This window comes from Stackebrandtia nassauensis DSM 44728, from assembly GCF_000024545.1.
In the GTDB taxonomy this organism is placed as follows: domain Bacteria; phylum Actinomycetota; class Actinomycetes; order Mycobacteriales; family Micromonosporaceae; genus Stackebrandtia; species Stackebrandtia nassauensis.
Window position 1 is genome coordinate 1343193 of record NC_013947.1, and the last position, 15007, is coordinate 1358199.

Annotated in this window: 15 protein-coding genes; 14 read left to right on the forward strand and 1 reads right to left on the reverse strand. The window is 68.0% G+C overall.

The annotated features are described in order from the left end of the window. Positions 1–3 precede the first annotated feature (3 nt). Entirely contained in the window at positions 4–705 is a 702-nt protein-coding gene (locus SNAS_RS06245; protein ID WP_013016546.1) for an NAD(P)-dependent oxidoreductase, read from the forward strand. 22 nt (positions 706–727) lie between these two features. Here the strand turns inward: SNAS_RS06245 and SNAS_RS06250 are convergent, their stop codons facing one another. Further along, positions 728–1576, reverse strand: coding sequence for a DUF3626 domain-containing protein (locus SNAS_RS06250; RefSeq protein ID WP_013016547.1), 849 nt, complete (start codon positions 1574–1576; stop codon positions 728–730). Positions 1577–1708: 132 nt separating this feature from the next. Between SNAS_RS06250 and SNAS_RS06255 the strand changes: the two genes are divergently transcribed. The 13 genes from SNAS_RS06255 to SNAS_RS06315 all read left to right on the forward strand — a co-directional run bounded on the left by SNAS_RS06255 (position 1709) and on the right by SNAS_RS06315 (position 15000). Further along, complete coding sequence (locus SNAS_RS06255) at positions 1709–2824, forward strand: NADH:flavin oxidoreductase (RefSeq protein WP_013016548.1); 1116 nt, start codon at positions 1709–1711, stop codon at positions 2822–2824. 97 nt (positions 2825–2921) lie between these two features. Continuing rightward, positions 2922–3917, forward strand: coding sequence for an MBL fold metallo-hydrolase (locus SNAS_RS06260; RefSeq protein ID WP_013016549.1), 996 nt, complete (start codon positions 2922–2924; stop codon positions 3915–3917). Positions 3918–3935: 18 nt separating this feature from the next. Further along, entirely contained in the window at positions 3936–4217 is a 282-nt protein-coding gene (locus tag SNAS_RS06265; RefSeq protein WP_013016550.1) for a hypothetical protein, read from the forward strand. A 103-nt stretch (positions 4218–4320) separates the two neighbouring features. Further along, entirely contained in the window at positions 4321–5364 is a 1044-nt protein-coding gene (locus SNAS_RS06270) for a COG1470 family protein (RefSeq protein WP_013016551.1), read from the forward strand. A 47-nt stretch (positions 5365–5411) separates the two neighbouring features. Further along, positions 5412–6098 carry a demethylmenaquinone methyltransferase gene (locus SNAS_RS06275; protein ID WP_013016552.1) on the forward strand — a complete coding sequence of 229 codons (687 nt, stop codon included), beginning with the start codon at positions 5412–5414 and terminating at the stop codon, positions 6096–6098. Between the two features lie 89 nt (positions 6099–6187). Then, complete coding sequence (locus SNAS_RS06280) at positions 6188–7561, forward strand: geranylgeranyl reductase family protein (protein ID WP_013016553.1); 1374 nt, start codon at positions 6188–6190, stop codon at positions 7559–7561. A gap of 55 nt (positions 7562–7616) precedes the next feature. Further along, on the forward strand, positions 7617–7976 hold the full coding sequence (locus SNAS_RS06285; RefSeq protein WP_013016554.1) for an NADH-quinone oxidoreductase subunit A: 360 nt from the start codon (positions 7617–7619) through the stop codon (positions 7974–7976). 2 nt (positions 7977–7978) lie between these two features. Further along, positions 7979–8629, forward strand: a complete 651-nt coding sequence (locus tag SNAS_RS06290) for a NuoB/complex I 20 kDa subunit family protein (protein ID WP_013016555.1) — start codon at positions 7979–7981, stop codon at positions 8627–8629. Continuing rightward, entirely contained in the window at positions 8596–9270 is a 675-nt protein-coding gene (locus SNAS_RS06295; RefSeq protein WP_425281035.1) for an NADH-quinone oxidoreductase subunit C, read from the forward strand. The genes SNAS_RS06290 and SNAS_RS06295 overlap by 34 nt, the downstream gene beginning before the upstream one ends. After that, positions 9267–10601 (forward strand): NADH-quinone oxidoreductase subunit D, encoded by a 1335-nt coding sequence (locus SNAS_RS06300; RefSeq protein WP_013016557.1) that lies wholly within the window; start codon positions 9267–9269, stop codon positions 10599–10601. The genes SNAS_RS06295 and SNAS_RS06300 overlap by 4 nt, the downstream gene beginning before the upstream one ends. Beyond that, the gene (nuoE, locus tag SNAS_RS06305) at positions 10601–11293 is read left to right on the forward strand and encodes an NADH-quinone oxidoreductase subunit NuoE (RefSeq protein ID WP_013016558.1); all 693 of its coding nucleotides are present in this window, start codon (positions 10601–10603) and stop codon (positions 11291–11293) included. The genes SNAS_RS06300 and nuoE overlap by 1 nt, the downstream gene beginning before the upstream one ends. After that, the gene (gene nuoF / locus SNAS_RS06310) at positions 11290–12606 is read left to right on the forward strand and encodes an NADH-quinone oxidoreductase subunit NuoF (RefSeq protein WP_013016559.1); all 1317 of its coding nucleotides are present in this window, start codon (positions 11290–11292) and stop codon (positions 12604–12606) included. The genes nuoE and nuoF overlap by 4 nt, the downstream gene beginning before the upstream one ends. Next, positions 12607–15000, forward strand: a complete 2394-nt coding sequence (locus tag SNAS_RS06315; RefSeq protein ID WP_013016560.1) for an NADH-quinone oxidoreductase subunit G — start codon at positions 12607–12609, stop codon at positions 14998–15000. Positions 15001–15007 lie beyond the last annotated feature (7 nt).

Here is a 15007-nt window from a genome sequence, read left to right on the forward strand (position 1 = left end):
GACATGCACATCGGAATCATCGGAGCCACCGGCAACATCGGTCAGCGACTCGTCGTCGAAGCCCTGGATCGGGGCCACCGCGTGACGGCCTTCAGTCGCGACGCCTCCGGCATCGCCGACGACCGCGACGGCGTGACCTGGCGAAGCCTCGACGTACTCGACACCGACGCGGTGGCCAAGGCCATCGGCGGACTCGACGTCCTCATCAGCGGCTTCCAGCCGGGCAACGCGGCCAAGGACCTCGACGACACCCTGAAGCGATCCATCGCCGATCCCGGCATCTACGCGGAGGTCGCGCGATCCCTGGTGACGGCGCTGGCCGCGCACCCCCGGGTTCGGCTGATCGTGATCGGCGGCGCCGGAAGCCTGGAGACCTCGCCGGGCGTGGTCGGCGCGGACGACACCGCCAAACTGGAGGACGTGCTGGAACAGCTGGGTCTGCCGCGCGAGTACGCCGTGTCGGTGCGCGGCGCCCGCGACTCCCTCAACGTCTACCGCACCTCGAATCGACTGTGGACCTACTTCAGTCCGGCCGACGACATCCGGGCCGGTCAGCGCACCGGTCGGTTCCGGCTGGGCGGCGACCAGGTCCTCACCGACGCCGACGGCCTGAGCCGCATCTCCTTCGAGGACGCGGCGGTCGCCCTGATCGACGAGGCCGAACTGCCCCAGCACGTACAGCGCCGCTTCACCGCCGCCTACTAGCGGACGGACCGGCCGGACGGGACTAAGCGCCGTTCGGCCGGTTCCCGAACCGGGCCAGGTAGTGCCACACCCGTTTGACCGCCTGCGGATCGAACCGGCCCGAACGCGCCGCGTCCCCGATGATCCCCGGATCGAGCACCCCGTCGATGGCGATCCGCTCGCCGAGCTCGACGAACTGTGGCCCCCGGTACTCGGGATATCGGCGCAGTTCCGCGACGGTGAGCCGAAACCCGCTGTGCCACTCCACCGCACACCCCAGCCGCGTCGCCGAAGCCTCGACCTCCGTGCCCCGGTAACACGGATCCAGCACCAGTGCCTCCACATGCGAGCGCAACAGCACCGGGCCGTGCACCTGCGCCTCGACGTAGTCGTCCAGGTCGTCCTGACGATCCGCCAGCGCGATCGCGATGAGCCCCATCCGGTCGGCGACCCCGAAATCCGAGGGCTCGAAGACGCTGTCGGGATAACAGAACGTGGTCCGCGCCAGTGTGTCGGCCGTCAGTCTGAAGTGGGCGGACCCGAACCGGGGCGCCGCACCGACCGGCTTGCCCCGGAAGTTCAACGCGCCGTAGACCGGCCGCTCATCGGCGGGAGCCTCGTCGTAGGCGCGGTCGAATATCCGGCTCTCCCAGCGCCACCGGTCACCGCCGGGAAACGCGGTCAGCCCACCATTGCTGGTCCCGGTGACGAACTGTGAACAGTAGACACCGTCGTCGGCCAGCACGTCCAGTATCGGTTTGTCGCGCAGCATCCGGTCCGGGTGGAAGTTGAGACTGACCCGCAGCGCCGGGTCGATGGCGGGCCCGGATGCCAGTGCCGCGACGTGATCCAGCGCCCGCTGCCGGGCCGACGGGGAACCTTCGGCACTCATCCAGGAAGTGTCGCCCACCGCGACCGAAATCAACCAGAAGTTTTCGGCGCCGGAATGTCGAGAACCCCGTCGCGGCTTCGTTCCTGAAGTGAACCCGGCCGACCCCGGCCGCACCCCACCGAGGAGAACACCATGGCCGACAACGGCACCCGCGCCGCCACGATCCTGAACCGCCCGATCCAGCTGGGCGAACTGTCACTGCGCAACCGGATCGCGATGGCACCCATGACCCGGCAGTTCTCGCCCGGCGGGGTCCCCGACGCCGACGTGGCCGCCTACTACGCGCGCCGGGCCGCCGGTGGCGTCGGCCTGATCGTCACCGAGGGCACCTACATCGGACACGAATCCGCCGGTTCCAGCGACCGCGTGCCCCGCTTCCACGGCGAGGACGCACTCGCGGGCTGGGCCGCGGTCGCCGACGCGGTGCACGCCGCCGGGGGTCGCGTCTTCCCGCAGCTGTGGCACGTCGGCATGGACCGCGCCGCCGGAACTCCGCCGGTGGCCGAGGCCCCGCCGATGGGTCCGTCGGGCATCCCGCTGGACGACCGCCCCGCGGGCAAGACCATGACCCCGACCGACCTCGACGAGGTCATCGAAGCCTTCGCCACCGCCGCGGCCGCCGCCCAGGCCGCGGGCTTCGACGGCGTCGAACTGCACGGCGCCCACGGCTACCTCATCGACCAGTTCCTGTGGGAGCACACCAATCGCCGCACCGACAGCTACGGCGGCGACATTGCCGGACGCACCCGCTTCGCCGCCGAGATCGTGTCGGCCTGCCGCGCGGCGGTGACACCGGGCTTCCCCATCAGCTTCCGGATGTCACAGTGGAAGATGGGCGCCTACCAGGCGAAGCTGGCCGAGTCTCCACAAGAGCTCGACGCGGTCCTCGCCCCGCTGGCCCGCGCCGGTGTCGACGCTTTCCACTGCTCGACCCGCCGCTACTGGCTGCCGGAGTTCGACGGCTGCGACCTGAACCTGGCGGGCTGGGTCAAGAAACTGACCGGCAAACCCACGATCACGGTCGGCGCGGTCGGTCTGGCCAACGAGTTCCTCCAATCCCTGCAAGGCGACCAGACCGACGCCACGTCGATCGACGGCCTGCTCGACCGCCTGGAAGCCGACGAGTTCGACATGGTCGCGGTGGGCCGGGCCCTGCTGGCCGACCCCGCATGGGCCGCCAAGACCCTGGCCGGACGCCACGACCAGGTGACGCCGTTCGAGCCGTCGATGCTGGGCCGGCTGCACTGACGCCCGAGGGTAAGCGGTCGATCGATTAATCGGGTCACAGTTCTTGTAAATAATCGATCGATCGATTAGTGTGAGCGAGGCAGGAAGGAGAACGGACATGTCGAAACATGTACTGCCGCACGAGATCCAGGAACATCCCACCGGCTACTCCGGGCCGAACCTGACACCGGTCGGGTTGGAGTTGCTGCCGCGCGAACTGGGGGAGGGTGTGGTCGCCCTGATGGCCAACGTCCCGCCCAAGGACAACAACGGCGTCGTGTTCGGCGAACGGGCCGCGCTGGTCGTCGACGCCGGGATCACCCCGACGGTAGGGCGGCGGATTCGCGGCCACGCACGGGAACTGAGCCCCGTGGCGCCGAAGTTCCTGGTCAACACGACCTACCACGGCGACCACACCTTCGGGAACCTCGCATTCGACGACCTCACGATCGTCACCTCGCGCGCCAACCGCGAGTTCATGGACGATCTGGACCGCGAGAAGCGCGACCGGACCGACAACATGTACGGCGACGAGCACCTCTTCGAGGCGTTCGACGCCTGGCGCGGCCCCGACGTCGTCTTCGACTCCCACACCGAGATCGACCTGGGTGGACGGACCGTCGAGCTGCACCACTTCGGAGCGGGCAACGGCCCCGGGGACACCATCGTGTACGTCCCGTCGGCGCGCACCGCCTGGACCGGGAACTACCTGTGTGGAGCGGGAAGCCCGCACATGTTGCTGCAGGCCGGACCGACGCCGTACCTGGAGTCGCTGCGCGGGATGCGGGAAGCGTTGCCGGAACTGGAGACCATCGTTCCCGGGCACGGCCCGATCGGCGACGGTCCCCGCGCCGTCGCGGCCCTCATCGAGTACCTGGAGCGGCTTCGCGACGAGGTCACCGCCGCCTTCGACGCGGGCTACGACGTCGAGGAGACCTACCGACGCTGCACCGACCCGTGGGCCGACGGCCTCGACGCCGAGATCGCCGCCGCGCTGGCTGAGTACGAGGCACCGACCCAAGCCGTCCACAGCGGATTCCAGAGACTGGCCCGGGATCTGCACCGCCTCAACATCCTCACCACCTATCGGGTGTGCGAGCAGCTCGCCGCCTAGACCCACAAAGGAGCAACAATGTCGTACATCCTGATCCGGCAGAAGTTCACCGACTACACCCAATGGCGGGCCTCGTTCGACGCCATGGCCGACGAACGCCAACGGCACGGACTGCGCAACGTCGTCGTCACCCGCAACCGCGACGACCAGGACGAAGTGGTGGTGCTGTTCGAGATCACCGACCCCGCCGCGGTGCGCGAGTACCTGCACGGCGGTGACCTCAAGGCGGCCTGGAAACGCGGAACCGTCATCCCCGAGACCAACCAGGTGACGTTCCTCGACGACGCGGCACCGCTGTAGCCACGGACCGCGGGCTGGCGGAATTGCGTCAGCCCGCAGCTTCCGGCACGCTTGGCGCGTCGTATGTGTAGGCGGTCACGGCAACCGCCGAAGGGAGCTCGGTATGGCGAAGCGACTGTGGGCCACGATCACGGCTGTGGTGGTGTTGGCGGCCGGGGGAGTGCTGTCGCTGACGGGTTGCGGCGCCGGTGGCGGCGAGCCGCGCATCGACCTCAATCTGCCCACTTTCGACGACCCCGAGAACGGCGCACAGTGGAAGCCGAAGGTCCGCAACGATTCCGGGGACACGCTCACCGATGTGGAGTTCACCGCGACCATCGAGGTAGCGGGCGATGACGAACCGCCGGTCGCGTTGCCCGACCGGCTGGCGGGTGTGGAGGACATGTGCATGGACACTCCCGACAGTGAACCGTCGGCCGACTGCCTCAGTTCGAAGAAGGAGCTGGAGCGCGATGCCTGCGAGGTTCCGCACCGGGACGAGCGCGTCGAGAGCGGCTTGTCGATGTCGTGCGACAACGATCTCAAACCCGGCGTGAACTCGTACGACGCGATGTTCGTGATCGCCGACATACGTCTGCCCATGGAACACGAGAAGCTGCGAGACCATCCGGACGTGACGATTCACGCGGAGTTGAGCGTTGGCGGAAAGGTCGTCGACACCGCCGAGGACGAACTGTCCATTGAGGTCCCGGCCGAGTACGAGCGCGTGACACTCGACGGTCTGCCGCGGGACATGTCGATCGACGACCCCGCCTCCAAGACCCACGACTGGTCGGTCACCGTCGCCAACGACACCGGCGAGGACATCACCGGAGCCGGAATCGACCTGGAGATGGTCAGCAACATCGACCTGTTCGAGATCGACCCCGCCGACGGCGACTGCGAGAACGTGTCCAGCTCCATCAAAGAGGCGGTCGGGTGCGCCGACGTGGACATTCCGGCGGGCGAATCGGTGACCGTCAAGCTGCGGCTGAACGTCGCCGACGGCGCCGCGGAACGGTACGAGGAGCGCTGCTATCCCGATCGGCCCTCGCTCGAGGAATGCCGCGACGAGGTGAGCGGGGCGGACCTGAGGATCGCGGTCAAGACGGGTTCCGAGTTGTTCGCCGAATCCGGCGCGGTGTGCCGGGTGCGAGTCGACGACTGAGCCAAGCGCCGGCAAGGGGGTTGACGTCGTGTGCGAGGCTCTAGTTCGTGACTAGAGCTTCTCTGGACAAGGACCCGGCCGAGGTCGCCGCCATGTTCGACGGGGTGGCCAAACGCTACGACCGGATGAACACGCTGATGTCGCTGGGGATGGACAAGCGCTGGCGGACCGCCGTGCGCGAGGCCCTGGAGCTGGAGCCGGAGCACAAGTGCCTCGACCTGGGAGCCGGGTCGGGGGTGTCCACCCAGGAGCTGGGGCGCTCGGGGGCGTTCGTCGTCGGTGGCGACATCTCGCTGGGGATGCTCGCGGTCGGCAAGGACCGGGGCGTGAACCTCGTGGGGGCCAACGCGCTGGCGCTGCCGTTCGCCGACGAGGCCTTCGACGCGGTGACGATCGCGTTCGCGATCCGCAACGTGCCCGACGTCGATGTGGCGCTGAAGGAGATGCGGCGGGTGCTGAAGCCGGGCGGGCGGCTGGTGGTGTGCGAGTTCTCGACACCGACGTGGCGACCGTTCCGGACCGTTTACATGGAGTACGTGATGCGCGGGTTCCCGTTGCTGGCCAAACGGTTGTCGTCCAATCCGGAGGCCTATGTGTACCTCGCGGAATCGGTGCGCGCCTGGCCGAAGCAGGAGGAGTTCGCCGCCCGCATCCGCAGCAACGGCTACGGACGGGTCGCGTGGCGCAACTTCGCCGGCGGCGCGGTGGCACTGCACCGGGCGACGAGGGTGTAACCGTGCGAATCGGACACCAAGTTAGGTTGCCCTAATTAACAAAGGGCAGGAGGCGAAGTCCTAGACTGCACTCCGGACAACCCTTGTGAATGCATTCACAAGCCTTGATCCAGCCGCTGAGCAGCCCAAATGCCACGGCCGAACTGAAAACCGACAATCGCACCGCGAGGATCACCGTGCCCAGCAGTAATCCAGCCCCCAACGACGCCGACGTCATAGTCGTCGGCGCGGGACCGGCTGGCTCGGCGAGCGCGTACTACCTGGCCAGTCACGGCCTCGACGTCCTGTTGTTGGAGAAGACCAGTTTCCCCAGGGAGAAGGTCTGCGGCGACGGTCTGACCCCCAAGTCGGTCAAGGCCCTCATCCGCATGGGCATCGACACCAGCCCCGAAGCGGGCTGGACCCACAACAAGGGCCTGCGGGTCGTCGCCGGGGACACGCAGCTGAGCCTCGACTGGCCGAAACTCGACGACTACCCCGCCTACGGGCTCACCCGCACCCGGCTCGACTTCGACGAGCTGCTGGCCGACCGCGCCGTGTCCGCCGGGGCCCGGCTGCTGACCGAGGTCAACGTCACCACCCCGATCTTCGACCGCGCCGGACGCGTGTGCGGCGTCGAAGCCGTCGTCGGCGCCGAGAAGCGGCCCGCCACCTACACCGCACCGATCGTGGTGTCGGCCGACGGCGTCTCGGCCCGGATGGCCCTGGCACTGGGCATCGCCAAACGCGACGACCGTCCACTGGGGGTCGCGGTACGGCGCTACTACAAGAGCCCCGCCAAACACGACGACGAGTACCTCGAGTCGTGGCTGCAACTGCGCAGCGCCGCCAACCCCAACGTGCTGCTGCCCGGCTACGGCTGGATCTTCGGGCTGGGCGACGGCCGCGTCAACGTCGGCCTCGGCGTCCTGAACTCCTCCACCGCGTTCGGCAAGACCAACTACCGCAAGCTGTTGACCGACTGGCTGTCGTCCACCCCCGAGGAATGGGGCATGCGGGACGAGTCGCAGGCCGACGGACCGATCCGCGGCGCCGGGCTTCCGATGGGCTTCAACCGGGTACCGCACTACAGCCGGGGGCTGGTGCTGGTGGGCGACTCCGGCGGCATGGTCAACCCGTTCAACGGCGAGGGCATCGCCTACGCGATGGAGTCCGGCGAGATCGCCGCCCGCTTCGTCGCCGACGCGCTGGCCAAACCCGCGGGGCCGCGCCGCGAGGCCGTCCTGCGGCAGTACCCGGTCGAACTGAAACGCGAGTTCGGCGGCTACTACCGGATGGGCGACATCTTCGTGAAGCTGATCGGCAACCCGACGGTGATGCGGCTGTGCACCGAGCACGGCCTGCACCATCCGCTGCTGATGCGCTTCGTTTTGAAGCTACTGGCGAACCTCACCGACGCGCGCGGTGGCGACGCCATGGACAAACTGATCAACGGACTGTCGAAGGTGGCGCCTGCCGCATGAACCCCCACCGACCACTTAAGGTGACCAAGATGTGCACTGTAGGTAGGCGATAGCAATGGAATTGTACGTACCAATCGTCGTGCTCTTCGCGATCGCCGCCGCGTTCGCGGTGTTCTCCGTGGCGGCCGCGCCACTCATCGGCCCGCGCCGCAAGAACAAGGCCAAGGCCGCCGCCTACGAGTGCGGCATCGAGCCGACCCCCAAGGGAAGCGGCGGCGGCAAGTTCCCGATCAAGTTCTACCTGACGGCGATGATCTTCATCGTCTTCGACATCGAGATCATCTTCCTGTACCCGTGGGCGGTCGCCTTCGACTCGCTGAAGATGTTCGGCTTCGTGGAGATGGTGCTGTTCATCGTCACCGTCTTCGTCGCGTACGCCTATGTGTGGCGGCGCGGCGGATTGGATTGGGATTAGACATGGGACTCGAGGAAAAACTCCCCAGCGGCATTCTTCTGACCTCTGTGGAGAAACTTGTCAACTGGACCCGCAAGGCGTCGTTCTGGCCCGCCACCTTCGGTCTGGCCTGTTGCGCCATCGAGATGATGGCCACCGGCGCGGCCCGTTACGACACCGCCCGGTTCGGCATGGAGGTGTTCCGCGCCTCCCCGCGTCAGGCCGACCTGATGATCGTGGCCGGACGGGTCAGCCAGAAGATGGCGCCGGTGCTGCGGCAGATCTACGACCAGATGTCGGAACCCAAGTGGGTGCTGTCGATGGGCGTGTGCGCCTCGTCGGGCGGCATGTTCAACAACTACGCGATCGTCCAGGGCGTCGACCACGTCGTCCCCGTCGACATCTACCTCCCCGGCTGCCCGCCCCGCCCCGAGATGCTGCTCGACGCGATCTTGAAGCTGCACGACAAGATCCTGCACGAGCCGCTGGGTGAGAAGCGCCGCCAGCAACTGGAGGAGGCCGAGGAGCAGCTGGTCAAGCCCGGCTCGATGCCCTCCAGCTACTTCTACAACAAGAAGAAGGCCGCGCAGTGGCGGGAGGCCGCCAAGACCGGCACCACCGAACAACTGCGCATCAAGAACTGGATGGCCGAGCGCGGAGTGAAGGTCGACTGATGAACGACGAAGAAAAAGGTCTGTTCGGCGTCAGCGGCACCGGTGACACCTCCGGCTTCGGCGGACTGGTGCGCGCGGTTCCCACCGCGGGAGTCGTCGGCTCAGAACCGCCCTACGGGGAGTACTTCGACGAACTCGTCGACTCACTGTCGTCCGAAGTCGACACCGACGCGATCCAGGCCGTCGTCGTCGACCGGGGCGAGCTGACCATCCACGTCGCGCCCAACCGCGTCAAGGCCGTGTGCCAGGCGCTGCGCGACAGCGAGAACCTGCGCTTCGAACTGTGCAACAGCGTGTCGGGTGTGGACTATCCGGAGCAGACGAACCGGCTGCACGTGACCTACCACCTGACGTCCATGACCTTCCGGCGCCGGGTGCGCGTCGAGACCGCGGTGTCGATCGAGGACCCGCACGTGGACAGCGTCACCGAGGTCTACCCGACCGCGGACTGGCAGGAGCGCGAGACCTACGACATGTTCGGCGTCGTCTTCGACGGCCACCCGAACCTGACCCGCATCCTCATGCCGGACGACTGGCAGGGCCACCCGCAGCGCAAGGACTACCCCCTGGGCGGGATTCCGGTGGAGTACAAGAACGACGCCGAGATCGCGCCGCCGGACGAACGGAGGTCCTACAAGTGACCACGAAAGAAGAGACCACCGACGCCTACGCCGACGCCCGCGACACCACCGAGGGCAAGGTCTTCACCGTCACCGGCGGCGACTGGGACAGCGTCATCGGCGGCCACGACCCGGTCAGCGACGAACGCCTCGTCGTCAACATGGGCCCGCAGCACCCCTCGACCCACGGCGTTTTGCGCCTCGTGGTCGAGATGGAGGGTGAGACGGTCCGGGAACTGCGCCCGGTCATCGGCTACCTGCACACCGGTATCGAGAAGAACACCGAGTACCGAACCTGGACCCAGGGCACCACCTTCGTCACCCGCGCCGACTACCTGGCCCCGATCTTCAACGAGACCGCCTACTGTCTCGCGGTCGAGAAGCTGTTGGGCATCGAGCCGCCGCAGCGCGCCACCACGATCCGCGTGATCATGATGGAGCTCAACCGGATCGCCTCCCACCTCGTGGGTCTGGCCACCACCGGTATGGAGCTCGGCGCACTGTCCATGATGATCTACGGCTTCCGCGAGCGGGAGTACATCCTGGACATCTTCGAGGCCGTTTCGGGTCTGCGCATGAACATGGCCTACGTCCGCCCCGGCGGCGTCGCCCAGGACATGCCCGACGAGGCGGTCACCAAGATCCGCGACTTCCTCAAGTACATGCCCGGCTGCATCAACGACTACGAGAAACTGCTGTCGGGCAACCCGATCTGGCAGGAACGCACCCAGGACATCGCCTACCTGGACGTGTCGGGCTGCCTGGCCATGGGCGTCACCGGACCCGTGCTGCGGGCCGCCGGACTGCCGTGGGACCTGCGCAAGACCATGCCGTACTGCGGCTACGAGGACTACGACTTCGAGGTCGCCACCCACACCGGCGCCGACGTGTGGGGCCGCTACCTGGTGCGGCTGGAGGAGATGCGGCAAAGCCTGCGCATCGTCGAGCAGGCCCTGGAGCGGCTCGAACCCGGCCCCGTCATGGTGGAGGACAAGAAGATCGCCTGGCCCGCGCAGCTGTCGCTGGGCGGCGACGGCATGGGCAACTCGCTGGCCCACGTCCGCAAGATCATGGGCCAGTCGATGGAGTCGCTGATCCACCACTTCAAGCTCGTCACCGAGGGTTTCCGGGTTCCGCCCGGCCAGGTGTACGTCCCGATCGAGGCGCCGCGCGGCGAACTGGGCATCCACCTGGTCTCCGACGGCGGCACCCGCCCCTATCGGATGCACATGCGCGAACCCAGTTTCGTGAACCTGCAAGCCGTCCCGGCCCTGGCCGAAGGCGGCCTTCTGGCCGACGTCATCGCGGGCGGGGCCTCACTCGACCCGGTTATGGGAGGTTGCGACCGGTAATGGCCTACACAGAGGAATTCCGGGCCCAGGCGCGCGAGATCATGGAGCGCTACCCCGAGGGCAAGCAGCGTTCGGCGCTGCTGCCGATGCTGCACCTGGTGCAGAGCCAGGACGGCTACATCACCCAGGACGGGATCGCGTTCTGCGCCGAGATGATCGGCATCACCAAGGCCCAGGTGGCCGCGGTGTCCACTTTCTACACCATGTACAAGCGGGAACCCACCGGCGACTACCTGGTCAGCGTGTGCACCAACACCCTGTGCGACGTCATGGGCGGCCAGAAGGTCTTCGACGCGCTGCGCGAGTACCTGGGCGTCGACCACGACGAGACCACCGGCGACGGCAAGATCACCCTGGAACACGCCGAATGCCTGGCCGCGTGCGACTACGCGCCCGTCATGACCGTCAACTACGAGTTCTTCGACAAGACGAACCCGGACGAGGCCGTGCAGCTGGCCAAGAACCTGCGCAACGGCGAACGCCCCACCCCCACCCGCGGCGCCCCGCTGTGCACGCTCAAGGAGATGTCGCGGCAGCTGGCCGGTTGGGCCGAGGACCGCGAGGCGGGTCTGGCCGGCAACGCCGCCGCCGACCCGACCCTGGCCGGTGCCCGGCTGGCCGCCGACGCCGGAATCACCGCCCCACCAGTCGACCCGGAAGTGTCGCTCGTCAAGAAGGAGGACGCTTCATGAGCGGGCCCTCGCAGGAGGTGCTGGCGAAACTCACGCCGGTCCTGACCAAGCGCTGGCTGACCCCCGACGCCTGGAAGCTCGACGTCTACGAGCGGCTCGACGGCTACGCCGCGCTACGCAAGGCCTTCAAGTACACCCCCGACGACCTGATCGCCTTCATGAAGGAATCCGGTCACCGCGGTCGTGGCGGCGCGGGCTTCCCCGTCGGCATGAAGTGGGCCTTCATCCCGCAAAACGACGGCAAACCGCACTACCTGGTGGTCAACGCCGACGAGGGCGAACCGGGTACCTGCAAGGACCTGCCGCTGATGATGAACGACCCGCACTCGCTCATCGAGGGCATCATCATCGCGTGTTACGCGGTGCGGGCCTCGCGCGCGTTCATCTACATCCGGGGCGAGGCCGTGCACGCCGCCCGCCGACTGCGGCACGCCGTCGAGGAGGCCAAGGCCGCCGGATACCTCGGCGACAACATCCTCGACTCCGGTCTCGACCTGGAGATCGTCGTCCACTCCGGAGCCGGTGCCTACATCTGTGGCGAGGAGACCGCGCTGTTGGACTCGCTGGAGGGCTTCCGGGGACAGCCGCGCTTGCGGCCGCCGTTCCCGGCCACCCACGGCCTGTACGCCTCGCCGACGGTCATCAACAACGTCGGCTCGATCGCCTCGGTCCCGCACATCGTCTTGGGCGGCGCCGAATGGTGGAAGTCGCTGGGCAGCGAGAACGCCGCCGGGACCATGATCTACTCGCTGTCGGGCCGCGTCGCCAACCCGGGACAGTACGAGTGCCGCCTGGGCACCACACTGGACGAACTGCTGGAGCTGGCCGGTGGCATGGCCAAGGGCCACAACCTGAAGTTCTGGACGCCGGGTGGTTCCTCGACGCCGATGCTGGCCGCCAAGCACTCCGACGTGCCACTGGACTTCGACAACATCGCCAAGGCCGGGTCCATCCTGGGCACGACCGCGATGATGATCTACTCCGACGCGGACTGCCCGGTCTACTGCACCTACCGCTGGTTGCAGTTCTACGCCCACGAATCCTGCGGCAAGTGCACCCCGTGTCGCGAGGGCAACTACTGGATGACGCGCATCTACCGGCGCATCCTGTCGGGCAACGGCACCCACGAGGACCTGGACACGCTGCTGGACGCCTGCGACAACCTGCTGGGTCGCTCGTTCTGCGGCCTGGGCGACGGCGCCACCTCGCCGGTCACGTCCTCGCTCAAACACTTCAAACAGGACTACATCGACTACATCGAGGGCCATCGCCGTCCGCTGCTGGACGCCTCGGATCTGGTGGGAGCGCACTAAATGACCGAAACCGTCACGCTCACCATCGACGGACTCGAAGTGACCGTTCCCAAGGGGACGCTGGTCATCCGGGCCGCCGAACAGCTGGGCATCGAGATTCCCCGCTTCTGCGACCACCCGCTGCTGGAGCCCGCCGGTGCCTGTCGGCAGTGCCTCGTCGACGTCGAGGGACAGCGCAAGCCGCTGGCCTCGTGCACCGCGACCTGCACCGACGGCATGGTCGTCAAGACCCAGCTGACCTCCCCTGTGGCCAAGAAGGCCCAGGAGGGGATCATGGAGTTCCTGCTCATCAACCACCCGCTCGACTGTCCGATGTGCGACAAGGGCGGCGAGTGCCCACTCCAGAACCAGGCGATGAGCACCGGCCGCACCGAGTCCCGCTTCACCGAACAGAAGCGGACCTTCAAGAAGGCCAAGCCGATCTCCTCGCAGGTGCTGCTGGACCGGGAACGCTGCGTCCTGTGTCAGCGCTGCACCCGCTTCAGCGACGAGATCGCCGGTGACCCGTTCATCGACCTGATGGAACGCTCCTCGCAGGAGCAGATCGGCACCGCCGAGGGCGAGGACTTCGAGTCCTACTTCTCCGGCAACACCGTCCAGATCTGCCCGGTGGGCGCCCTGACCGGTACCCAGTACCGGTTCCAGGCCCGGCCCTTCGACCTGGTCTCCAGCCCCAGCGTGTGCGAACACTGCTCGGCCGGTTGCGCGCAGCGCACCGACCACCGGCGCGGCAAGGTGCTGCGGCGGCTGGCCGGCGACGACGCCGAGGTCAACGCCGAGTGGAACTGCGACAAGGGCCGCTGGGCCTTTGACTACGTCAACACCGACAACCGGATCCTCACCCCGCTGGTGCGCGGTGACGACGGCGAACTGCACGAGGCCTCCTGGCCCGACGCGCTGCGCGCCGCCGCCGCCGGACTCAAGCGCGCCAAGGGCGCCGGTGGCGTCGGCGTCCTGACCGGTGGCCGCCTGACCGTCGAGGACGCCTACGCGTACTCGAAGTTCGCGCGCCTCGCGTTGGACACCAACGACATCGACTTCCGGGCCCGCCCGCACTCCGACGAGGAGGCGACGTTCCTGGGCAACGCCGTGGCCGGTATCCACCCGGCCTCCGGCGCCGTCACGTACTCCGAAGTGGACAAGGCTCCGGCCGTCCTCATCGCCGGTCTGGAGACCGAAGAGGAATGCCCGATCCTGTTCCTGCGGCTGCGCAAGGCCAACCGCGACACCGGCCTGAAGCCGTACGTCGTGGCGCCGTTCGCCACCCGCGGCACCGAGAAGTTCGGCGGCGAGCTCATACCCACCGTCCCCGGTGGTGAGGCCGCGCTGCTGTCCGGTTACGCCGACGGCGGCGACATGTCCGACACGCTGCGGGCACCCGGCAGCCTCATCCTGGTCGGCGAACGCCTCGCCACCGTCCCCGGCGCCCTGACCGCCGCGGCCCGGCTGGCCAAGGCCACCGGCGCCAAACTGGCCTGGGTGCCGCGCCGCGCCGGCGACCGGGGCGCCGTCGACACCGGTCTGCTGCCCACCCTGCTGCCCGGCGGCGGCGAGGTCGACAACGACGCCGCCCGCGACGCGCTGGCGTCCTACTGGGACGTCGAGGCGCTGCCGGGCCAGCCCGGCCGCGACACCAACGCGATCCTGGCCGCCGCCGCCGACCGGGAACTGGGCGGTCTGCTGATCGCCGGGGTCGACCCCTTCGACCTGCCCGACCCGTCCGCGGCCGAAGCCGCCCTGTACACCGCGAACTTCATCGTCTCGGTCGAACAGCGGCACACCGCCGTCACCCGCCGGGCCGCCGTGGTCCTGCCCATCGCCACCGTCCCCGAGAAGGACGGCGCCTACCTCAACTGGGAAGGACGGCTGCGCACCTTCGAAGCCGCCATCGACTCCTCCCTGATGAGCGACTACCAGGTCCTGGACGCGCTGGGCGCGGCCATGGGCGTGGAGTTGGGCTTCGAATCGCTGGCCAAGGTCCGCGGCGAACTGGCCGGGGTCCCCGAGCCGGCCGCCCGCGCCGCCGCCCCGCTGGTGTCGGCCGAAGCCGTGGTCACCCCCGCCGAGGGCAACGCCGTCCTGGCGACCTGGCACCACCTGCTGGACTCGGGAACGTTGCAGGACAACAACACCCACCTCGCCGGCACCGCCGCCACCCCGGTGGTGAGGCTGTCGCACGGGACCGCGGCGTCCATCGGCGCCGCCGAGGGCCAGCCGGTGACGGTCGCCAGCTCCTCGGGCGGCATCACGCTGCCGCTGGCCGTCACCCGCATGCCCGACGGCGTGGTGTGGCTGCCCACCAACTCGCCCGGATCGGGTGTCTACCGAGGACTCGGCGTCGCCGCTGGCGACATCGTGTCGATCGCCACCTACAACGGAGGCAACCGTGACTAACGTGTAC